The organism is Pontibacillus yanchengensis (assembly GCF_009856295.1).
In the GTDB taxonomy this organism is placed as follows: domain Bacteria; phylum Bacillota; class Bacilli; order Bacillales; family BH030062; genus Pontibacillus; species Pontibacillus yanchengensis_A.
Genome location: NZ_WMEU01000001.1, coordinates 638,669 through 661,649, shown reverse-complemented (window position 1 = coordinate 661,649; position 22,981 = coordinate 638,669). Strand labels below are relative to the sequence as shown.

Below are 22,981 nucleotides of genomic sequence, written 5' to 3'. Positions count from 1 at the left end.
ATGTTACATTTTGTGCTAACATAAAAGTAGAATACATAAAATACACGATGGTAATTCAACTGAGGAGTGACGGAATGAAAGAACATAAAACGATGTATGATATAATTGGCGTAGGGATTGGACCGTTTAACTTAAGTTTTGCTGCATTATTGGAGAATCAACCTGAGCTTGACGCACTCTTTTTTGAGCAAACTAAAAAATTTAACTGGCACCCTGGTATGTTGATTGAAGGGACAGTTATGCAGGTTCCGTTTATCGCAGATCTGGTAACTATGGCAGATCCGAAAAGTAAGTACACGTTCTTGAATTATGTAAATGAACATGAACGCATGTATCAATTTTATTTTTTACAACGACTTGATATTCCAAGAAGAGAGTATAATGACTACTGTCAATGGGTAGCTAATGAAATTAATAGTTGCAAGTTTGGAAAACGAGTAGTAGATATTCGCCACATAAATGGAGAAGAACATTATGAAGTAGACATTATGAATGTTGAGACAGGTGATAAAGAACGGTACAGAAGTAGACATATTGTAATGGGGACGGGAAGTGTTCCTACTATGCCTCCTTCCTTTCGAGATTTGCCTAATGAGGATGTATTCCACACTGCAGAATTTCTATCTCATCAAGAACGGTGTAAACGTGCAGAATCTATTACTGTGATTGGTTCTGGTCAAAGTGCAGCTGAAACATTTCGTGAGCTTTTAAAGGAGCAACGTGATTATGGGTATCGGTTAGATTGGATTACTAGATCAGGTTTTGCGTCTATGGAAGAATCGAAATTAAGTTTAGAGCACTTTTCTCCAGATTATGTTGATTATTTCTACCAGCTTCCTCAAAGTCAAAAGGAAGAAGTCTTTGCAACACAAGACTTATTTTATAAAGGAATAAGTAATCATACCATAACAGATATTTATAACCTCTTATACGAAAATTCAATAGGTACAGAAAAAGTGAATGTTGGTTTGCGTGTCTTATCTGAAGTTGAAGATATTAGCAAGAAAGATGAAGGAGATGCATATGAAATTAAATGTTTGCATACTCAAAAGCAAGAACGGTTCACTCATGAAAGTGAAGTGGTAATAGCAGCCACAGGTTACAAACCATATGTACCAGACTTCATTCGCAATTTAACATCTCTATTAGAATGGGACGAGGAAGGTCGTTACAAAGTTCTTAGTGATTATCGTCTTGCCAAAACAAAAGATAGTAGGAATGAAATTTATGTCCATAGTGGAATTTCGCATACACATGGTGTTGGCTCTACCAATTTAGGTTTGGCTGTTCATCGAAATAAGGTTATTATCAATCATCTACTAGGGGAAGATGTATATAAAATCCCTAAGAAGAATGTATTCCAAACCTTTGATGTGTAAAAAACATCAATGATCAGCTAGTCTAGTCTAGTTGATCATTTTTTGCTGTCAAAAATTATACGTGAATAGTAATAAACTACCTTCTATTTAAGGTGATGGGTTCAAAAGAGAGGTGAATATTAAGTGAAGCAACACCCTCAAAAACGGCCACTTATGAAATGGATTTGGAGTTCTTTTATTCGGACTGCACTTATTCCGTTGTTAGTGGTGGAATTGTTATTTATAGGCATGTATTTTGTTACATACGAGTGGTCGAAACGTACAACAATTGATTCTTTAAGAGAAGAGGCTCATCAAGATCTTAAGCAAATGGCTTCTAGAGAAGGAGAAGTTATTGCGAATCAGATTCAATCGATTTCCAATTCTACGAACTTGTACCGGAAACAAGTTATAAATGCATTACAAACACCCGGGGAATTCTCACCTGAAGATCGACAGCGACTAGGGTACTCTGGGGAAGGTGTCTTTTATTCAAAGCGCAATCATGATAGTGATGGTGCTGCAGTGTACTACAGTGCCATAAGGTCACCTGAACAACATAATGAAGAAAAAGTAGCTCAACTCCTGTCCACTCAATCCCTTATGAAGGATATATATGAAACACACTTGTTAGCTTCTGCAGTGTATATGAATACGTATGATTCACTAAATATTATTTATCCCTATTTTGATGTGTTAGACCAATATTCCCATAGTATGTATATTCCTCAGTATAATTTTTATAATAAAGCTACGGAGGAACACAATCCATCAAGGGAAGTTGTTTGGACGGATGCCTATTTAGATCCAGCAGGTAAAGGTTGGATAGCTTCATCGATTGCACCTGTATATGTTCAGGACTCTCTTGAAGGTGTAGTAGGAATTGATGTGACGATATCAAATATAGCTAATAAAGTATTAGACTTAAATATTCCTTGGAGCGGCTTTGGTATGTTGGTTGAGAATGATGGAACAATTCTTGCTCTGCCAAAACAAGGAGAAGAGGTGTTTGGGGTTACAGAATTGAATGAACACACCTACCAAAGTGCAGTCATGCAGAATACGCTAAAACCTGATGAATTTAATATGTTTAAGCGCCAAGAAACACAGGATATTGCGTCGGTTATGGATGGGAAAACGAATGGTATGACACAAACAAACCTAAATAACGAGCAACAACTCGTTGTGTGGTCAACCATTCCTGAAACAGGATGGAAGCTTATGGTCGTAGTGAATGAAAGTAATATTTATAAAAATATATCTACTGTAAACGCTCATCTTATAAAAATTGGTGCACTTATGATAGCTGGGTTACTTTTAGTCTATTTATTATACTTTATCTATCTATACCGCAGATCTCATCAGATGGGTCTTCAAATTTCCGGTCCTTTGGTGGAAATGAATGAAATGGTAGATGACATAGGAAAAGGAAATTACTTTCAAAGCCAAAAGTCCTTTTCCATTGCAGAGTTAGATCAAGTATCCAGTAGTATTACAACGATGGGACTGAATTTAGGAAAGGCATATAAAGATTTAGAAAGTGCTCAATCTGAAGTGGAAGAAAAGGAATCAGATTTAAGGGCTTTAATATCCTCTATTGATGATGTAATCATGCGTATAGATTATGAAGGGCGTTATATAAATATATGGACGAGTGATGAAAAAAAATTAACACGACCAAAAGAGGAACTAATCCGCTCATCTATTCAAGAAATATTCCCTAAAGAAGATGCTGAATTATTTATGTCTACTATTAAAGAAGTAGATCGTACAAAACAATCACAAAACCTTGAATATTATATCCAAACAATGAGCGGGCATCGTTGGTTCCAAGGACGGTTATCACCGATATATGGTTCCGACGATCAACAGAAACATTTCGTGCTAAGTGTAAGAGATATAACAGATTTAAAAGAACTACAAGAATCTCTTCGACATGCAAAAGAAGAGGCTGAGCGTGCTTCTGCTGCTAAATCTGATTTTTTATCTAGCATGAGTCATGAACTTCGTACACCAATGAACGCTATCTTAGGTTTTGCTCAACTACTTGAATTTGACGCAGAAGAGGCATTAAATGAGTCTCAATTAGAGAATGTCGAAGAGATCATCAAGGCAGGTAATCACTTATTAACCTTAATCAATGAAATACTCGACTTAGCAAAAATAGAATCAGGAAAACTTACTGTCTCCATAGAGCCAGTCGAAATCGCACCAGTAGTTGAGGAGGTATTGAGTATTACTCAGCCCTTAGCAGATAGACGAGAAATCACACTGGAACAATCCATAGAATCATATAAGTCAACGTATGTTTATGCTGACCGGACCAGATTAAAGCAAGTGTTGCTCAATCTATTATCAAATGCAGTTAAATATAATGAAGATAAAGGAAAAATTCGTTTTAGCTGTTATACACAAAACAATTACATGCAATTCATTGTAGAGGACTCTGGCTTTGGGATAGAAGAGGAAGAAATGCATCACATTTTTGAACCATTTACCAGAGTGAAAGAAAATAGTCCAATTGAAGGTACAGGCATTGGATTAACGTTAACAAAGCAGCTAGTTGCATTGATGAATGGAACCATTTCGGTGAAAAGTCAAGTCGGGAAAGGTAGTACATTTTGGATTGAACTTCCTTTAGTAGATGAGGTCGAGGAAATAAATCATTCTCAGTCAAATGAACAGGAAGGTAGACCTTTTACCTTCCAAAATAAAAAGAAGTTATTATATATAGAAGACAATCCAGCTAACCTGCATTTAGTTCAAAAGATTCTTCGAAAATATGAGGATATTGAATTGTTTTCTGCAGTAAATGGGGAGATAGGGATAGATTTAGCGCAAGCACATGAGCCTGACTTAATATTAATAGATTTAAATTTGCCGGGGATAGATGGATATGAAGTGCTTGAAAAACTAAGAGGAATTCAAGAAACAAAAGATATAACAATTGTAGCAATCAGCGCCAATGCAATGCCAAGAGATATAGAAAAAGGTCTTTTAGCTGGTTTTCATGATTACATGACCAAACCACTTCGTGTCTCTCACTTCTCTGAAATGATTCGTAGATACATGTACAAAGAAGATTGAGAAAGTGTGGTAATATGCAACAAACCCTAAACAAAGTAACCGTTTTCGCTTATACTAGTACTATAAATATTATAAAGTTGTAGGATGATGCACATGCCATATCGCATTTTAATAGCAGATGATCAGGAAGCTTCGCGAAAGCTACTTCGACAAATGATTGAAAAAATGGTAATGGATTCGTTCGAAATTATCGATGAGGCGAGAGATGGGGAAGAACTAATAGAAAAAGCACTACTACATCAACCTGATTTAGTCCTTTGTGATATAGAAATGCCGAAAATAAAGGGAATTGAAGCAATTCGGGAGATTCAAAAGAGTATGCCTTCCCTTGATTACATTTTCACCACTGCGCATGAATCATTTGCTGTCGAAGCATTTGAATTATATGCAGTAGATTATGTATTGAAGCCTATTCAAATGAGCAGGCTTATGTTGGCCTTGGAAAGAGGAAAGGCTATATTGGAAAAGAAGCAACCTCAACAATCACAACGAGCAAATGCATTTTCGCGAATTCCTATACGATTTAACCGTTCTATGTATTACATCCAGGTGGATGATATCTTGTTTATTGAAAAGAATGATCGTAAGTCGGTTATTCATACATTGGATGAACAATACTCTTCATCTGAAACGCTGGAATATTTTCTTGATTATCTAGACAATCGCTTTGTTCAGTCTCATCGTTCCTTCATTATCAATCTCACACATGTTGCTAGGATACAAACTTCGGGAAAAAGTTATCTAGTGTATTTTAATGGGTACGAAGAGGCGGCTCAAATTTCAAAACAAAATATCCAACGTGTCCAGCAACTATTGGATACACCTATATAGAAGCAACGGAATTCGTTGCTTCTTTTTTGTAGTCTAGCGTACTATAAAAATGTTGGTTTGTGTAAAACTTAATAAGTATAGAGTAGATGTCCCTCTCCAGCGGCCAGCGACTAGTATGCTTCCCTCGTCTCCGTACGATAAGTTAACTTCGAATCACTCATGTTTTCGTGTTTCCTTTATCTCCTACGGATTAAGGGGAAGTTCTGGAGGGGTGGAGGTTCGATTAAGACGGCTGCATCGTGCAGCAACATCGAACTGACCTACATCGTGTAGGACGCAGCATATACGTCTCTAAACGGGCGATTGCGCTTTTGTTCCATTGGGGATAGGTCTGAAGCAAGCTGCCAAGGTTCATAGCTAGATTAAATTATAACCAAATCTGCTACATTCCCCTTTAGTAAGAAAAGAAATACTCTAGTTTGTGTTAAAAAGGTAATTATTGGGGATGAATAGGTGAAGGTTGCGCTTGAATGGGGTGTTTTTGTGTCTATAATAGTTTTTATCGTTTTGACCATTTTTTGGTTTATTGGTAATCTATAGTTGAGGTTTATATTTGGTAAAAAAGCATTAGGTCTTTATTCCTTGTTGGAGTTACTTAAATTTCTCCCTTTCTTTTATTAAGTAGCATAAAAGATAATACTCTTTTCACCGCATTAACCTCCTTAAGCTTATATATAAAAAGAACCCAAATTTGGGAATAAGAGACGACTGGAAATAAATATAGAGACGGAAAAAGCAATGCAGCTATGCATTGCTTTTTTTAGTAAAGAAAAATAGGTTTTAAACTTACATTGTCTAGCTCCATTTCTTAGCTCCTACCGCTTAGAAAATTTCTTGCTCCTCCTTACGATAAGTCAAAAACCGATTGCTATCCCTCTATGTATTTCATTAGTTTTATACAGAATCAGGTGAAATTCTGTGGTGATGTAGGTTCCATTAAGACCGCTGCATCACACAGCAACATCGAACCAACCCATGTCCTGTGTGAATCCTCGCTAACCTGACGCTCCGAGTTTTCCTTAGTACACTTAAATGGTAATTAATTGTACCTTTTCAATATACTTTTCCGTATCACTTCTATAGGCGTATGTGCATATAGTACATCACACTACATGTTAGTTTATAGGGAGTGGTTTGCCATGGAATTATCTGTTACGCATTGGTTATACGCAGCCATTACTTTACTTATCATTTTGACGATGGTTTTTCGAAAAGGTGTTGTATTACCAACGTTATTAGGTACATTTATTGTGGCGTGGGTATATAAAGGTGATGTTGTAAGTGGTTTTACTGCAGTATTTAATGCAAACTTAGTCGCTGCAAAGGAACTGTTTAATATTTTCTTAATCATTACATTTATGGTAGCTCTTTTACAGGCATTAAAGGACCTTGGAGCAGATAGAAGGATGATTCAACCGGTACAAAAGGTGATGACAAATGGTCATATTGCCTATTTTGTTTTGGTTGGTATTACGTATGTCATTTCACTATTCTTCTGGCCAACTCCAGCGGTTCCTCTGATTTGTGCGTTGTTAGTACCAGCAGCTGTTCGAGCTGGTTTACCAGCTATGATGGCTGCAATGGCTGTTGCACTAGCAGGTCAAGGAATGGCGTTATCATCTGACTATATTATGCAAGTAGCGCCTGGCCTATCTGCTAGTTCTGCAGGTATTGAGCCATCTGAAATAATAGATAAAGCGCTTATTCTTTCCATTATTACTGGGGTAGTAGCAATTGGTTTAGCTTATATGTTAAATAGGAAGACAATCCGTGATAAAAATGATCCACTAATAGAAGGTGAATTAAACGCACTCCAAGGGTTGGCAAAAAACGAACATAAACGAATCTCTAAAAGCAAGGAAATTGGATTATGGAGTAAGTTGTTTGCAATCCTCGTTCCCATGTCGATGGTAGCGGTTATGATTTTTATGGTTGCTACAAAATTAGGATCAGGTCGGATGGGAGGGTTCGAAGGTGGAGATGGTGCAGCTTTTATAGGCGGAGTAGCGGTCATGCTTTTGTTACTGGCAACGGTAGCTTTTGGTCGTCACCGTGCTCTTGACTACATTAGCGATCACATAACAGATGGGTTTGTATTTGCATTCAAAGCGATGGGACCTGTGATACCCATTGCTGGTTTCTTCTTTCTAGGGAGTGCTGATTTTTCTGGAGCAATACTTTCCTTAAATGACCAGACACCCCCAGCATTATTATTTGACCTTGTTCAATCATCCCAGGAGTATTTACCACAGAGCAACTTGTTAGCAGCCTTTAGCATCCTTCTTATAGGGATTATTACAGGACTAGATGGGTCTGGTTTTTCTGGTTTACCATTAACCGGAGCTCTGTCTGGAGCGTTAGCTGGTAATGGTATGGATCCAGGAACACTTGCTGCAATTGGTCAAATGGGCTCTATTTGGACCGGGGGAGGAACTATTATTGCCTGGTCATCTATGATTGCCATTGCAGGCTTTTGTGGAGTTCCCGTATTGGAACTAGTAAGGAAGAATTTCTTTCCTGTAATAATAGGTTTAATAGTAGCAACTGTATTGGGTGTGATTCTTTTATAACATACTGCGAAGAGCATTGTAGTGTAACTACAATGCTCTTTTTTGAATTATTTTTTCCATTATAGACGCATAATCTTGAAGGCTTTGAATTCGAGATAACTTTTCTGGGAGAGGGATGTTTCCGTTGTGTTAAGTGAGAGGAAAGATGGACCGGGAAATAGCTCGCTTTCCTGTGGCTCACACGACGTGAGGTCGCTCGAGTTTACTACAGGATGTAGCGAACTCAATCCGTTAAAACATGGGCTCCGGAGCGACTTTCCCTACTTTTGGAGCGAGAATCGAAAAACAGGAGCTACTTTTGAAAATAGGAGCCTCCACCCAATTTCCCGGCCCATCCTTGCATTCTTTTGGTTTAACGCCATGTTTCCATCCTCCCGACTAAAGTAAAGGTGGCCTGGGAACAAGGGGACTCCCGCCGGAGAAAGAGGTAGGCGAGATACCCTGACGGCGTTTTTTCCCGAAGGTAGCTTGCCAGCTCGCCGGCAAGACGCAAGTTGTTCCAAGGCCATCTTTATTCTAACTAATGCAACGGAAACATTCCTTTTATAATGAACAAAAAGAAATTATCTCGAATGCAAGTCTTCAAGATAAACGGCTTTATTTGGAACAGGTAAGAAGAATCAGTAAGCACAAATTCTTTTGATGTAATGCATTTCCCTATGAAATGATAGAAACCTTGTCGTATCATGGTTCGTAGAAAGTATGTAAGATTTTATACGGAAAGGATGAATGCTATTGTTTAAGAAATTTATGGCTAGTCTAGGTGTGGGAGCTGCTAAGGTGGATACACAACTAGAGAAAGAAAGATATGTAGCAGGTGAGGTAGTGAATGGGAAAGTTGTAATGAAAGGTGGAAATGCTGCGCAACAAATTGATCGTATCAACCTTTTCCTTATGACTGAGGTAATAAAGGAAGTAGATGATCGCAAGGTGCGTGAAGAGGAAGTTCTTCATAGCTTTAACATAACAGAAGCCTTTACATTACAAGAAGAAGAAGAGAAAGAAATAGAGTTTTCTTTCAGATTACCACTTGATACGCCTGCAAGCTTCGGTCGGCTTCCGATTTGGTTTCAAACCGGATTAGACATTCCAATGGCGTTGGATCCTCAGGACCGTGATCATATTCATGTAGACCCATCAGAAAATGTTCAAACCGTATTAACGGCTGTTCAGCATGATCTTGGCTTTTCTTTGAGAAAAGTAGAAGTTGAATTTGCAAAAAATCATCAAATTGTCCAAGAGTTTGAATTTTCTCCAGGTGGAAAGTTTAGAAGTGACTTAGATGAATTAGAAATACTTTTCTTTCCAAAAGAAAGTGGATTAGATCTTGTTTTACAAGTGGATCGTCGTGCAAAAGGGTTAGGAGGATTACTTGCTGAAGCCCTTGATGCAGATGAAAGTTATGTACGTACTCACTTTACAAATGAAGAACTTTCAGAAAGCCCTTCCGAGGTGGCGGAGAAATTAGAGCAAGTGATTTCCCGATTTTCTAAATAATCGTTCCTTCCCCCAAGTATTTGATCTTGGGGGTTAGTTTTTTGTTAGTTTCTTTTGAAAAAACGCAATGGAAATCAGAATGGAAGGCAGTACAATTTGCATTGGGACATGTATATAAAGCGGTACTATCTTCAGACCTACTTCTGTGTGCTCTATATAATTTTCACTCATAACAAGCGCAATCGTAATCATCATTATTCCTAGTGTTATAACAAATGATCCTTTTCTATTTTTAGGTATGGATAATAGGTCATTCAATCCAATAAAAGCAACGTAAAAAAGTAATGCAATCTTAAAAAAACCTGCCATTACCATTAATATAATAACAATAGGATCTAGTCTTTGAATAAAATCCTGAAGATTAACCATAGAAATCGTATCAAGTACTGGAACAGCGGAACTTTTTGCCCAGTTTGGCCCTAACACCGAAATAATCGTAACACTCATAAATGTAATGATAAGGCCACTTAACAATACTCCAAACAAACTTGTTGTAGCAAGTTTCTTCTGCTCATTTACATAAGGATAAAGCATACTAAATGCAATAATCTCTCCAAATGGAAACGTTATCCCTGAAGGGAAAACATTGGACCAAACATTTTCCCAGCCCTTATCTAACATTGGTTGAAGATGGGCTAGTTGTGGTAGTCCCATTATATAGACAAAGAAGATGAACAATCCACCCATTAGCAATGCCCAAGGCAAAAATATTTCTCCAGTACGTGCTAATACCTCAATTCCTAAGTATGCACCAAAACCAATTATGATTGTGAATAAGGAAATCGTAACAAAGAGAGGGGTGCCATGAAGGATAGTAATAGCTAATAAATCCCCGAAATCACGAAGAACCCGGGCTCCAATATAAAAGAAATAGATGCAATAGAGTAGCGCAATGGGATATCCAATTAATTTGCCAAGTACTTTGATAACAGATTGAGTAAATAACAAGTCTGGGTAATAGGAATACAATTTTAAATAACCCATAAGCAATCCAAGTCCACCAAGCAAACTTAAAAGTAAGACTATCCATGCGTCTTTTCCAGCATTTAATGAAAGACCGACTAGAAAGGTGCTGCCTAATTCAAAAAAAATGATAAGAGTGAATAATTGATTTCGATTAATTTTTTCATGCATCATTGGTTTTTACCTCGTTTTTTGACCTTTGAAAATCTATTGCGTATAGTTCCAACAATCCATAGTAGTAAGGGATATACACCACCGAATGTTATGGAAAAAGCAATCCACGTTGTAGAATCCCATTCAGATGCAAATAAAACATTAGGATATACAATCAATGAAAGACAGATACAAACAATGGCCATAGGAACTAAAATCAAGCGGTAATTCTTTATTTGAAAGGTGTACGTGATAGCTTGAAGAGTTCCATAAAAGTAAATAGAAAGCTTGAAAAAAACAGTCAATATCCAGGAGATAGCCAGAACAACTTCCACTCGCTCAATCATGCCTTCAAGTTGGATATTTTTCGCTAACATGTAGGTAGGGACCGATTGTATGGACGTTAAGGTATCTCCAAGTACTGTTATGGTTATGAAGGTAATGCAGGTTATGAAAAAGATACCAATGGCATAAGGGCGGAAGAAAGTATTACCCTTTTTAGAATTCTTGTTGACTAGTTTAGGATATATAATGAAAAGGATGAACATAGTAAGTGTTGAATTTGATAATTCAAATAAAGTAGCTGATAAGACAGGGCTTATCCCTTCTTCTAGTATAGGTTGAGCATGGTGTAAATTAATATTGGGTAGGCTAGCAAGGATAATAAATACTAGTAAAACTAAAATCCAAGGCACAAAAATTTCAGCAGTCCTTGCAATGGTTTCTATACCATATAACAAGCCCATTATAATAACAGCCATAAATAAAATATTGACATAAACCGTAGGAGTTGAATGTAAGATATTCATAGCCATAAAATCGCCAATTATATACAGGACAGTTGCTGAGGTAATCATTCCAAAAACTCCAATAGAGAGAGAAATAACTCTACCTAGCCATTTACCAAACACCCTTTCATTGATTTCTAACAAATTGCAATTAGGATATTTTATGGAGATATGATTTAGGAACCACAAATATACTAAACCAATTGGAAGAACGAGTAACACACCTAACCACCCATCCTGTTTTGCTGCATCAGTGGCTGAACCAGGAGTAAGCAAAATAGATGTACCGATTACAAACAACATGAGTAATATACCAAATTGTCTTTGATTAATTTTTACTTGGCTGTTCATAATCAGGACCACCTTTCAATTATCAATGCTCACATGGATAGTAATTTTAACAATGGTTGATAGATAAATGTAATGCCTTTTAAAGGACTAGGAATGGGGAGCTCCAAGAATAATGCCACAGCAAACATAGTACTTAAAAAATAAAACAGAGAAAACACAACGAGATCTATCTTTTCATAATGTTTATAGATATGTTTCCCATTAATAACGGCTATAGTGATAAAGGATAAAGCTAGTAATAACCACATTTAGGATCCCTCTTCAACTTCTTTTTGGAAAGATTCAGTGATGGTGCCGGTACGAATGATTTCTACTTTTGTGTTTACCTTAAAAGTTAAATTCTGATATGCTGTATCCCAATTATTCTTAACTGATTTCCAGTACGTTTTGTCTGCGCGGTGAACATATTCCCCAAACCCAAAAATGTCACTATTAAATTCCGTTTGAGTTGCGTTAATGACTTCTTCCATAGCTGAGTTCAGTTTTTTCTCTAGTTTTTTTTCGACTGTTTTTAGAGATTCTTCTTTTGACAAATCTAATTTGCTACATTGAACATCATCTATATCTCCTTCTACTTTCACATTGATTGTGATATGTGGTTGGTTGTTATTTACAGTAGCTTTTATCTTTGATTCTGAATTGGAAACTTCAATTGTGACATTGCCATCTTCCCCACAAGACATATATTCAGCAGTGCTACTTACATTATTTGTGATGTAATTAAAACCTTTTGCTTGTGGTGTGTTTAACCAACCTACAAGTTTATCTCCCTTAAAAACACCAAGGTTATCGATGATCACATTAGCTGGCGAAGCTACTTGTTCAACATTTTCAACATGACTTCCAACATCAGCAGTGGAGGTGATATAGACCCCTGTTAAAATAGGCTCCTTACCTTTTGAGATAATACTATTAATTAATTCTTGAATTTTAACGGTCTTCGTTGGTGCCCAGTTTTCTTCGGAAATTTGCATAGACGTGTACATTTTATTGGCGGGAACTTTCTCCAGTGGCGTTAAAACTTTTAATAAGTCTGCAGCTTCAATTCCTTTAGCTACTGCAATATGAAAATCGGTTCTAAATTCATGATCTCGAGCCAGAAAGTCTAATGCTTTTCCAATTCCTTCTTCAGCTAACTCTTCACCAAATACTACTTTTCTTGTGTGCGAATAGTATCCCATTCTAGGTGTGATTTTTGTCATTTCCCGAATAGCCTCAAATATGGATCGACCGGTACTTGTATAAGTGGATACAGCAGTCCTAGTAGTCATTTGTTTTGCCGTAACTTCTCCGGGATTGATAATTTGGACAGTGTAATTGTACTCATCACCTTTTTTATCTATACCTATTCCAGTAACAAGGGCGATTTGGTCTAACTCTTTTTTACTCCAACATCCAGACAGCAAAAGTGAAATCAAGCATCCGATTACAACATATTTGCTTATCCTTTTCATGTCTTTTTACGACCTTTCCTTTTGAATAATTTTCGTTTTTTAGGAGTTGGTTCTGGTTGTTTTGTATCCTCTCGAATAATATTAGTTTGATTAATAAGTCGAGGTCTTGAGAAGAGCCCCCATCTTGGGAAACGTAAGATTACATCTTTTTGATCATCTTTTATATAAGGGGCCATTGGGCTCAAGTATGGAACTCCGAATGAACGAAGACTTGATAGATGTAAAATCATGGCAATAATGCCCAAGAGAATACCATATAATCCGAAAGTAGCTGCTAACACCATAAATCCAAATCTGAGCATCCGAATCGAAATAGCAAAGTTGAAACTAGGAGATACAAAACTTGATATTGCTGTTAATGACACCACGATAACCATAGCAGATGAAACCAATCCTGCTTCTACAGCAGCCTGGCCCAATACTAATGCTCCAACTATTGATATGGCAGAACCAACAGCTTTGGGTAAACGTACCCCTGCTTCACGTAATATTTCAAATGTTAGCTCCATTATGAGTGCTTCGACAAAAGCAGGGAATGGAACACCCTCTCGTTGGGAAGATAAGCTAATTAATAGAGATGTTGGAATCATCTCTTGGTGATAGGTGGTTAACGCAATGTAAGCTGAAGGTGTAAGCAAAGCTAGAAAGAAAGATAAGTATCGTATGATTCTTACTAAAGTTGCAAAATCAGCTCGTTGATAGTAATCTTCCGCTGACTGAAAAAACTGGATAAACAGAGCAGGTACAAGCAAGACAAATGGGGACCCATCCACAATAATGGCAATTCTACCTTCTAATAATCCTGCTGCAATACTATCTGGTCTTTCGGTATTATACACAGTGGGGAAGGGAGTGTACGTATCATCTTGAATGAGTTCTTCTATATAGCCACTATCAAGAATAGAATCAACATCAATTTTATTGAGACGTTTATACACTTCTTTTACAATTTCATCGCTCGCTATTCCATTCATGTAAGCCACAGCAACGTCTGTTTGGGTTTTTGTACCAATGGGCTTTGTTTTAATCCATAGATTTGGATCTTTAATTCTTCTTCGTAATAGAGCTGTGTTCGTCCTAAGCGTTTCAGTAAACCCTTCTTTAGGGCCTCTCACGACAGCTTGAGAAGAAGGCTCTTCTATTTTTCTTGCTTCCCAACCTCTAGAATCAATGGAGAATGCTTTTGAACAGTTATCAAGTAATAAAATGGTTTTTCCAGAGAGGAGATGATTAAATACTTTATCCATTTCCTCTACTACTTCCATTTCAGCATTAGTTAACGTGTGTTTTTTTAACAACTCAAATGTAGAGTTATGTTTTGTAACGGATTGTTTAAAAGTAGTCTCACGAATTTCAGACATTAACGTCCTTAGGATGTAATCGTGTATGAAGTCATCTTTGACTAGTCCATCAGTAAAAATTAGCCCTAATTTGATGGAGCCACCTTCTCCAGCTTGGAAATTACGAAAGATAACATCCGTACTACCTCCGAGTGTCTGTTTAATGTAATCCATATTTTTTTGTATAGAGTCATACAAATAGGGGACAGATTCTTTTCCTTGGTCACTATGTTCTTTTTTTTGAAATAATTTCGTCCAATTAAACATGTAAAAACCCTCTGTCTATATTAAAAGTCGAATAATTTTGATGATAAAAAGTGAATCCATAGTAGTTCTATCTTTTACGAAACCAGGAAAATCATACTACTTACGCCAAATCAAATAACTAAAGATAAGTTGACAATCTTTAGTTATTTGATTATCATCTAATTAGATGATAATCGAAATAGATGGGAGGTGGTAAGTCATGCAATTAGATAAAGTCGTTCAATTTCATAAAGTATTGGGTGATCCTACCCGTATTAGAATCGTAACGTTACTAAAACATGGGCCGCTTCATGGTCAGGCAATTGCCAATAAACTTGGATTACGACCACCGACGATTACGCATCATGTGACAAAACTTCGAGATGCCGGGTTGGTTTTTCAACGGAGAGATCGAAACACAATTTATTTTTACTTAGATGAAAAAAAGCTGGAACAAAATGCGAAAGCGATTCTTACAATGGGGGAGGACACGAAAATGAAGCAAGATATGCAGGTTGATGAGAAAGAGAAACTTTCCATAATAAAAAATTTCTTTGCAAAAGATGGCTCTTTAAAGCAAATCCCAAGTCAACGAAAAAAGAAACTAGTGGTGTTAGCTTATTTAATTCGTCAAATTGAATCGGGTAGAATTTATGAGGAAAAAGAAATTAACGAAATTATTCTACCTTTCCATGAAGACTATGCGACGATTAGAAGAGAGTGGATCATGAATCACTTTATGTATAGAAAGAACAATCAATATGAATTGAATCCAAAAGAAATGTGGCCGTTAATTTTTTAATTGATTCATCTTAGATATTTCTATAGCTTATTCCATTTTAGCCCCATTATCTTGAAGACTTGGATTAGAGATATATTCAAAAGGTGATGGGTCCGATACTTGAAATGTGGAGGGGGGGGTCGCTTTCCTGCGGGCGAGCTGGTGAGCCTTCTCAGTCGCTTTGCTCCCTCCGGGGTCTCACCAACCTCTTTCTCCCGCGGGAGTCTCGTAGTTCCTCTTCACCCCCAGACGGGTAATGCTATCGGACACGCGGCCAAATGTTGTATGCTCCCGAAAGGACATATTAAGCCCTTATTTTTAGTGAAAACCCTCTTTGGTTCGATCTTACGGACAAATAAAACTTTATTTTTTACAAACAGCGAACTAAATGTTCATTAGCTTTCTTGCCACAGCATTTTTTGTTATGAACCAATTGTGATACTAGAGCTTACTAGGGTGTAGACCGTCAGAAAATATTCAAATACCTCAACCTCTCTAACTTCGCAATGTTTCCGTTGCTCCCAATACTAGCAAAGATGGCCGTGGAGGGCTTGAGTAGGCTTGCCAGCTCGCCGGCAGGACGCGAGTTGTTCCACGACCACCTTTATTCTAACTAAATCTACGGAAACATCCCTCTTTCGGGATTACCAAATTTATCTCAACTACAAGTCTTCAAGTTATGCCTCTTTTATTGAATAACCTTTAGATATAAATCAATGAGGTTGTGAAATGTTGTATTTTGTAATTAATATATTTTTCTACAAGTTTAATTGTACGGATAGTTGATAAAATGATAGATTTGGGCATTATTATATTGAAAATTCACAAAATTTAAGGGATAATAGATGGAAAGGTAGATTTATACTTGAGTAGGAGGCGAGCTCCCATTGAACTTCAAAGTTATTGCATTTTATAATGGCGCGACGGAAATTACTTTCGAGATGCCAAGTAGGGAAGAGGTCTTGTTTTGTGACTATTATGCCGCCAAATGCTTTGTGAATTCATTGAAGGAGCAACATACTTACCATCGTTATCAATTTCAAATTGTTGATCTACAGGGTAAGCTCTTACCCCCAATCAAAAGTCAAGGTCATTCTATGGCTTTTATAGCAGAAAAGTAAAATTTCAAGACGATGAGCATTTGTGCTCATCGTTTTTTATTTGAAGTTAAGAAAATATATGTTCTGGCGCTTCCATGTCTAGCTCCAGCGCCTATCTCCTCGGGGTCTAAAGCAAATCCTCTCTGTGCAAAAATCGCCACGACGAGGCTTTGCTTAAGCTGTAGGAGGTGAACAAGGCGCCCTGAGCTTTTCTTTGTCTTTTCTCGATCTAGTTAATCATATAGAGACAAAATAATGTAACATTTATGGTCTGCGTTTTTATCCAAATCTTGTTATGCTTGAAGGGAAATGGTAGAGAGGATGAAGAAATGATGAGTACACGTTATTCTCGTCAAGAGCGTTTTAAGGCGATTGGAGTAAATGGTCAAAAACAAATAAGAGATAAGCATGTCCTCATTGTAGGCGCAGGAGCTCTAGGAAGCTCGAATGCAGAAGCACTTGTTAGGGCAGGCATTGGTAAACTAACTATTTTGGATCGTGATTATGTAGAGGAGAATAATTTACAGAGGCAAACACTTTACACAGAGCAGGATGCTGAACAAAGAATGCCAAAAGCCATCGCTGCCAAACAACATTTACATAAGCTGAATAGTGAAGTTGAAATCGAAAGTCATGTAACCGACTTGAATGTTCAAAATGTACAAGCCTTCGTAGAGGATGTAGACCTTATAATAGATGGCACAGATAATTTTGATACGCGATTTATGTTGAATGACATTGCTCAATGGAAGACCATTCCTTGGATATATGGCGCATGTGTTGGAAGCACAGGAACAATAAAGACATTTATACCTGGTGAGACGCCATGCTTACGGTGTCTTTTAACCCATTTACCATCACATAATAGAACCTGTGATATATCTGGTATAATTGGTCCGGCTGTACAAATGGTTGTAGCGTATCAGGTTGCTGAAGCATTGAAGATCATAGTAGGTGACTTAGATGCGGTTAGGAAAAAACTAGTGTATTTCGATTTATGGAACAATCAACATTATGAAATGGGACTAACGTATGCAAAGAACGTACAGTGTCTTACTTGTGGGGAGAATCCTACTTTTCCGGCTCTGTCCGAAACAAATTCAACAAAGGTAGCCGTTTTATGTGGACGTAATACAATCCAAATTAGGCCACCTAAAATGAAAACATTAAATTTTGATGAACTCGAACGTGTGTTTCTACAAGAAGGATTTCCTGTCTCTATAAATCCCTATTTATTATCCGTTAAAACCCATCATAGACGTATGGTGTTTTTCCGTGATGGAAGAGTTTTTATTCACGGAACGAATGATATTTCTGAAGCGAAAAATTTATACTATCGTTATTTAAGTTAGAGCAAGGAGAAAAAGGCATGACTATAAACACTTGGTTCAAACTCATAGTACTGCTAGTTTTAAGTATTTCAATGGTTGGATGTAATAGTATAAAACCTTCCCAAACAAAGGAGATAACCATATCTGCTGCTGCTAGTTTGAAAGAACCATTAGTTACATTACAAGAACAATTTGAAAAAGAAAACCCCAAAATTGAGCTTTTTTTTAATTATGGTGGTTCAGGTGCATTAAAAAATCAAATTGTACAAGGAGCTCCTGTGGATGTTTATATATCTGCGAATAAGCAGAATGTTCTTGATTTAATCAATGAAGAAAAGATGAGACAGGATGGTGTTGTTGACTTGTTATCTAATCAACTTGTTGTTATTAAATCAAAAAGGGAAGAAAAAGTGATGACTTTTAATGACTTAGCTCAGAGTAATCAAAAGTTTGCGATTGGCCATCCAAATACTGTACCTGCAGGAATGTATGCTAAAGAAGCTTTAACATCAATTGGATTGTGGGAGACATTACAAAAACAGCTTGTGTATGCAAAGGATGTCCGTCATGTTCTGTCTCTTGTTGAGCAAGGTTCTGTAGTGGGGGGGATTGTTTATCAATCTGATGCTCGCTCTTCCAATAAGGTGCAAGTCATGAAACGAGTTAGTGAAGATACATATTCCCAAATCATGTATTCTATAGGCGTGATTGACGATTCTTCGAATAAAACCATTGCCAATAGTTTTGTTTCCTTCTTAACAAATTCCAAGGCTCAGAAGGTGTTTGAGGATTCTGGTTTTGTACCACTTAAGATTAAGGAATAGATGTAGGTGAAAATATGTACGAACAGTTTTGGTCGCCAATTCAATTGTCAATTGTTGTTGCCTCGATAGCTACACTTCTAGTAGTTTTTATTGGTACCTTGTTAGGGAAACGATTAAGTTCTGCAACATTTAAAGGGAAAGTATTCATTGATACAGCTCTGTTACTACCTATTGTATTACCACCATCCGTTATTGGTTTTATGTTAATTGTATTCTTTGGTGAAAACAGTCTTGTAGGGAGGGGAATCAACATTTTATTTAATCAATCTATCCTTTTTACCTCTACAGCTGCTGTTATTGCTGCCTCAGTTGTAGCTTTTCCTTTGATGTATCAGAGTGCCAAGGTGGGTTTTAGACAAATCAATCACGATATTGAACAAGCTGCTCGGGTTGATGGGGCAAATGAATTTCAAGTGTTCGGACGAGTGTCACTTCCACTAGCTAAACAGGCTTTAGTTACAGGTGGACTTCTAAGCTTCACGAGAGCGTTTGGTGAATTTGGTGCTACATTGATGTTTGCAGGAAACATACCCGGAAAAACACAAACCATTCCAACTGCTATTTATGTAGCGATGGAATCAGGCGAAATGAGAACAGCTTGGTTATATGTAGCGATAAGTATATTCTTATCCTTTTTATTACTTACTTTAACGTATGTTATACAACCAGAAAGTGATTGAAATGGGAAGAGCACGCAATCGATTTGTGAACATTTCACATCTTGTTTGTGAACACTATTTGACAACACGCGAAAGTGTGATATAAGTCACATCTGTAAACCCATTCTCTCTCTTACTATAAACGTAAGAAATCATTGGCCATGATGAATCTATTTACGTTTTTAAAAAAGCGGGAGGGGAATATAGATGGGAATTGAAAAATTAGAAGTGGTTTGGAATCCTGAAAACCAGGAATTTTGGGAGCGTGAAGGAAAGAAGCGAGCAAGTCGAAATCTTTGGATCTCTGTAATGGCTCTTATGTTAGCATTTGTCGTGTGGCAGATATGGTCTGTTACAGCAGTTCGTTTAAACCAAGTTGGGTTTGCATTTTCACAGAGTGAATTATTTACACTTGCAGCATTGCCAGGTTTAGTAGGAGCAACACTTCGAATTTTCTTTACATTTATGCCTGGTATTGTAGGGGGACGAAATTGGACAGTAATTAGCACAGGGGCATTATTATTGCCAGCCATCGGAATTGGAATTGCAGTTCAAAATCCAGGAACACCATTTGTTGTAATGGCATTGTTAGCTGCATTGTGTGGGATTGGAGGAGGTAACTTCTCTTCTTCCATGGCAAATATTAGTCCATTCTTTCCAAAGCACAAAAAGGGTACCGCTAATGGTATTAATGCTGGGTTAGGAAATCTAGGTGTTAGTTTAGTTCAATTTGTAACACCGATTATCATATTTGTACCTTGGTTAGGGATGCTTTTTGGGGGAGGCCAGGAATTGACTGAGGGCAATAATATATTTATTCAAAACGCTGCCTTTGTTTGGGTGTTACCGATTTTGTTTGTAACAATCCTAGCGTTTTTTGGAATGGATAACTTACCAGAAGCGAAGCAATCATTTAAACAACAATCAGCTATGTTTAAAGAGAAACACACATGGATTATGGCTTGGTTATATACGATGTGTTTTGGATCCTTTATTGGTTACTCTGCAGCGTTTCCTTTATTGATAAATTCTGAATTTCCAGAGACAAATGCTGTTGCATTAGCGTTCTTAGGACCATTAGTAGGAGCAGGTATTCGTCCAGTTGGTGGTTGGCTTGCTGATAAAGTTGGAAGTGGAGCAAAAGTTACTTTCTATGATATTTTATTACTTATTGTAGCAACGCTCGGAGTATTATATTTCCTTAATGCTGGAAATGTTGGCGGTTTCGTAACAATGTTCGTTGTTCTATTCTTTGCAACAGGCATTGCGAATGGGTCTACATTCCGAATGATCCCATTCATATTCGTAGGGGAAAAAGCAAATTTAGCTGCGCCAATCTTAGGTTTCACAGCTGCCATAGCAGCATACGGAGCATTTGTCATTCCAAAGGTTTTCGGTTGGTCCTTATCTACATTCGGAACGGCAAACATCGCTTTATATTTATTCCTTGGATACTATTCCATTAGCCTAGTAATCTGTTGGTACTACTACTCCAGAAAAAATGCAAAAGTGAAATGTTAATAGTTATAGCTAAGGAGTAAACGAGAGGTTTGGCTTACGAAAGAAATGTCGTTTAATAAAATTGTTTATTCAACAATTGAGCATTTATTTAAAAGACTATTTCCAGAGATGATTTTCACTTCTACTCAGAAAAAGTGAATGCTATATACCACATTCTGGTGATAGGTCATCACCGCAAGCGAGTTGTACCATATCCTCCTTTTCAATGTAGCGGACTATTATGTATGAAAATGGTATAGGAATCCCATACGAATCTTCAGCAATATATATGGGGAGGTGAAGTTAAATAACAAAAAGCTTAGAAAAAATGAGATGCTCCCCCTAAGGTAGACAGTATAAAATAAAACTGTTTATCTTAGGGGGTTTTTTGTATGTCGAGAAGTTCTTTTTCCACTGTGGACTTACTATTATTAACCTTATTCGTAACGAACATTATTCCATCAATGAGGTTGCTTCTATGTATAACTTGAATTGGTCTACGATTCGATTCTGGATACATAAGTTTGAAACTCTTGGTGAAGCTGGACTTGAAGAAGCAAAATCAAATACATCCTACTCAAAAGAGTTTAAGCTGAATGCGGTCAAAGCCTATTTATCAGGAAGGTACTCGATACGTGAGGTGGTAAGGAAATGTGGGATTTCCAGCATAGTGATCGTGGGTTTTAATATATTTCACATGGTTTTAAACGAAAGATAGATAAAGCAGGAATACACCAAAGCATGTCTAGAGTGGGTAGGTGTATAGATAATGGGCCAATGGAATCCTTCTGGGGAACACTTAAATGTGAGAAGTATTATTTACATAAGTACGATACGTACGAAGAATTGCCTTCAGCCGTAGAGGAATACATATACTTTTACAATCATGAAAGATATCAAGAAAGATTAAACGGCCTTAGCCCTATGGAATATAGAGCTAAAGCCGCTTAAGACTTTATATTATTTCCACTGTCTACTTGACAGGGGGCACCTCAGTTTTTTCTCTGAGCTTTTTTGTGTTTAATTAAGAATCTAGCTTAGTAGCGAGTTAATTCAGATGTGAATTAATTCGTTATGAATCTGTCTTTAGTGAAATCCTCTATTACAATTACACTCTGGAAGTTTGGTTCGTCTTTACTAAAACGTTCTTAGCCAACGATAAGAAATAATCATGTAGGACAGTGCCTTCTTCATACAAAACAGGTGTTGTTCCGTCTGGATAAGGTGGTTCTATGGGTAGAGAGCTAATTAATTCTGTGTTCAATGTATCAGCTAATGTTTCTCCTCCACCTTTTCCAAATAGAAAATATTGATCCTTTGTACCAGGTGGTGTGAAGAATGCCATATTCTCTACGACACCAATAATTTCATGATCCGTTTTGATTGCCATAGACCCCGCGCGTTCTGCTACGTGTGTAGCAGCTTCATGAGGTGTGGTCACTATAATTTCCTTGCTTTGTGGAATAAGTTGGTGCATATCGAGCGCGACGTCCCCAGTACCTGGTGGTAAGTCCAAGATCATATAATCAAGTTCTCCCCATTGTACATCACTCCAAAAATGATTGACCATTTTACCAAGCATTGGCCCTCTCCATACAACAGGTTCATTTCCTTTAATGAGGAATCCCATCGACATGACTTTAACACCGTGCGCTTCTACAGGTATAATTCGTTCATTTATTGTTTTTGGTCTAGCTGAGATTCCTAATAACTTAGGAACACTAAACCCATATATATCTAGATCTACTATAGCGACCTTTTTTCCAAGCTTTTTTAATGCTAGAGCAAGATTTACGGATACGGTTGACTTTCCAACACCACCTTTACCACTTGTTATAGCAATAACTTCTCCTGAGAACATTCTATCTCATCCTTCCTCATTCTCTTTTGTTTTATTGTAACGAGTGAGAAGCAAACAAGAAGTGATATCTATCACACTTTGTAATGAAGGATTGCTATGTTCACTTAATTGTAAAGGTTTCCATAAGACTAGACAGCTTTTATTTGTGACAAAAAAACAACACCAATGAAACTTCAGATCAAATAGTGACATTCATCACAGTTTAGTGATGGGATGGACCTTTACAATGATATTAATAACAACGACGTCCAAGATAGCTCTATTCCAATAGGACAAAGGGGGAAAAG

Annotated in this window: 17 protein-coding genes and 2 pseudogenes; 13 read left to right on the top strand and 6 right to left on the bottom strand. The window is 37.2% G+C overall.

Annotation, left to right across the window (positions count from 1 at the left end):
• Nucleotides 1–74 precede the first annotated feature (74 nt).
• The 5 genes from GLW08_RS03210 to GLW08_RS03190 all read left to right on the top strand — a co-directional run bounded on the left by GLW08_RS03210 (nucleotide 75) and on the right by GLW08_RS03190 (nucleotide 9,343).
• Nucleotides 75–1,379, top strand: coding sequence for a lysine N(6)-hydroxylase/L-ornithine N(5)-oxygenase family protein (locus GLW08_RS03210; RefSeq protein ID WP_160847125.1), 1,305 nt, complete (start codon nucleotides 75–77; stop codon nucleotides 1,377–1,379).
• A gap of 123 nt (nucleotides 1,380–1,502) precedes the next feature.
• On the top strand, nucleotides 1,503–4,445 hold the full coding sequence (locus tag GLW08_RS22215; RefSeq protein WP_160847124.1) for an ATP-binding protein: 2,943 nt from the start codon (nucleotides 1,503–1,505) through the stop codon (nucleotides 4,443–4,445).
• 93 nt (nucleotides 4,446–4,538) lie between these two features.
• A complete protein-coding gene (locus GLW08_RS03200; RefSeq protein ID WP_160847123.1) occupies nucleotides 4,539–5,276 on the top strand; it encodes a LytR/AlgR family response regulator transcription factor in 738 nt (245 codons plus the stop codon).
• Between the two features lie 1,139 nt (nucleotides 5,277–6,415).
• A complete protein-coding gene (locus GLW08_RS03195; RefSeq protein WP_160847122.1) occupies nucleotides 6,416–7,846 on the top strand; it encodes a hypothetical protein in 1,431 nt (476 codons plus the stop codon).
• Between the two features lie 729 nt (nucleotides 7,847–8,575).
• A complete protein-coding gene (locus tag GLW08_RS03190) occupies nucleotides 8,576–9,343 on the top strand; it encodes a sporulation protein (protein WP_237458274.1) in 768 nt (255 codons plus the stop codon).
• Nucleotides 9,344–9,376: 33 nt separating this feature from the next.
• Here GLW08_RS03190 and GLW08_RS03185 read toward each other — a convergent pair whose 3' ends face one another.
• The 5 genes from GLW08_RS03185 to GLW08_RS03165 are packed head-to-tail and all read right to left on the bottom strand — an operon-like array spanning nucleotide 9,377 to nucleotide 14,659.
• Complete coding sequence (locus tag GLW08_RS03185; protein ID WP_160847120.1) at nucleotides 9,377–10,480, bottom strand: GerAB/ArcD/ProY family transporter; 1,104 nt, start codon at nucleotides 10,478–10,480, stop codon at nucleotides 9,377–9,379.
• The gene (locus GLW08_RS03180) at nucleotides 10,477–11,598 is read right to left on the bottom strand and encodes a GerAB/ArcD/ProY family transporter (protein WP_160847119.1); all 1,122 of its coding nucleotides are present in this window, start codon (nucleotides 11,596–11,598) and stop codon (nucleotides 10,477–10,479) included. The genes GLW08_RS03185 and GLW08_RS03180 overlap by 4 nt, the downstream gene beginning before the upstream one ends.
• A gap of 29 nt (nucleotides 11,599–11,627) precedes the next feature.
• Nucleotides 11,628–11,846 carry a hypothetical protein gene (locus GLW08_RS03175; RefSeq protein ID WP_160847118.1) on the bottom strand — a complete coding sequence of 73 codons (219 nt, stop codon included), beginning with the start codon at nucleotides 11,844–11,846 and terminating at the stop codon, nucleotides 11,628–11,630.
• Nucleotides 11,847–13,052 carry a Ger(x)C family spore germination protein gene (locus tag GLW08_RS03170; protein WP_160847117.1) on the bottom strand — a complete coding sequence of 402 codons (1,206 nt, stop codon included), beginning with the start codon at nucleotides 13,050–13,052 and terminating at the stop codon, nucleotides 11,847–11,849. It abuts the gene before it with no gap.
• Nucleotides 13,049–14,659 carry a spore germination protein gene (locus tag GLW08_RS03165; protein WP_160847116.1) on the bottom strand — a complete coding sequence of 537 codons (1,611 nt, stop codon included), beginning with the start codon at nucleotides 14,657–14,659 and terminating at the stop codon, nucleotides 13,049–13,051. The genes GLW08_RS03170 and GLW08_RS03165 overlap by 4 nt, the downstream gene beginning before the upstream one ends.
• Before the next feature lie 199 nt (nucleotides 14,660–14,858).
• On the opposite strand from GLW08_RS03165, the gene GLW08_RS03160 reads away from it, so the two are divergent.
• The 8 genes and pseudogenes from GLW08_RS03160 to GLW08_RS03125 all read left to right on the top strand — a co-directional run.
• Nucleotides 14,859–15,440, top strand: a complete 582-nt coding sequence (locus tag GLW08_RS03160) for a metalloregulator ArsR/SmtB family transcription factor (protein WP_160847115.1) — start codon at nucleotides 14,859–14,861, stop codon at nucleotides 15,438–15,440.
• An 866-nt stretch (nucleotides 15,441–16,306) separates the two neighbouring features.
• Nucleotides 16,307–16,540 carry a hypothetical protein gene (locus tag GLW08_RS03155; RefSeq protein WP_160847114.1) on the top strand — a complete coding sequence of 78 codons (234 nt, stop codon included), beginning with the start codon at nucleotides 16,307–16,309 and terminating at the stop codon, nucleotides 16,538–16,540.
• Between the two features lie 311 nt (nucleotides 16,541–16,851).
• On the top strand, nucleotides 16,852–17,871 hold the full coding sequence (locus GLW08_RS03150) for a MoeB/ThiF family adenylyltransferase (RefSeq protein WP_160847875.1): 1,020 nt from the start codon (nucleotides 16,852–16,854) through the stop codon (nucleotides 17,869–17,871).
• Nucleotides 17,872–17,888: 17 nt separating this feature from the next.
• On the top strand, nucleotides 17,889–18,674 hold the full coding sequence (gene modA / locus GLW08_RS03145) for a molybdate ABC transporter substrate-binding protein (protein ID WP_160847113.1): 786 nt from the start codon (nucleotides 17,889–17,891) through the stop codon (nucleotides 18,672–18,674).
• 14 nt (nucleotides 18,675–18,688) lie between these two features.
• Nucleotides 18,689–19,354: a molybdate ABC transporter permease subunit gene (modB, locus tag GLW08_RS03140; RefSeq protein WP_160847112.1), complete on the top strand. Its 666-nt coding sequence runs from the start codon at nucleotides 18,689–18,691 to the stop codon at nucleotides 19,352–19,354.
• A gap of 186 nt (nucleotides 19,355–19,540) precedes the next feature.
• The gene (locus GLW08_RS03135) at nucleotides 19,541–20,854 is read left to right on the top strand and encodes an MFS transporter (protein WP_202406349.1); all 1,314 of its coding nucleotides are present in this window, start codon (nucleotides 19,541–19,543) and stop codon (nucleotides 20,852–20,854) included.
• A gap of 367 nt (nucleotides 20,855–21,221) precedes the next feature.
• Nucleotides 21,222–21,485: pseudogene (locus GLW08_RS22060) on the top strand (helix-turn-helix domain-containing protein); the annotation flags it as partial.
• Nucleotides 21,486–21,499: 14 nt separating this feature from the next.
• Nucleotides 21,500–21,784: pseudogene (locus GLW08_RS03125) on the top strand (transposase); the annotation flags it as partial.
• 157 nt (nucleotides 21,785–21,941) lie between these two features.
• Here GLW08_RS03125 and GLW08_RS03120 read toward each other — a convergent pair.
• A complete protein-coding gene (locus GLW08_RS03120; protein WP_160847109.1) occupies nucleotides 21,942–22,694 on the bottom strand; it encodes a P-loop NTPase in 753 nt (250 codons plus the stop codon).
• Nucleotides 22,695–22,981: the final 287 nt, after the last annotated feature.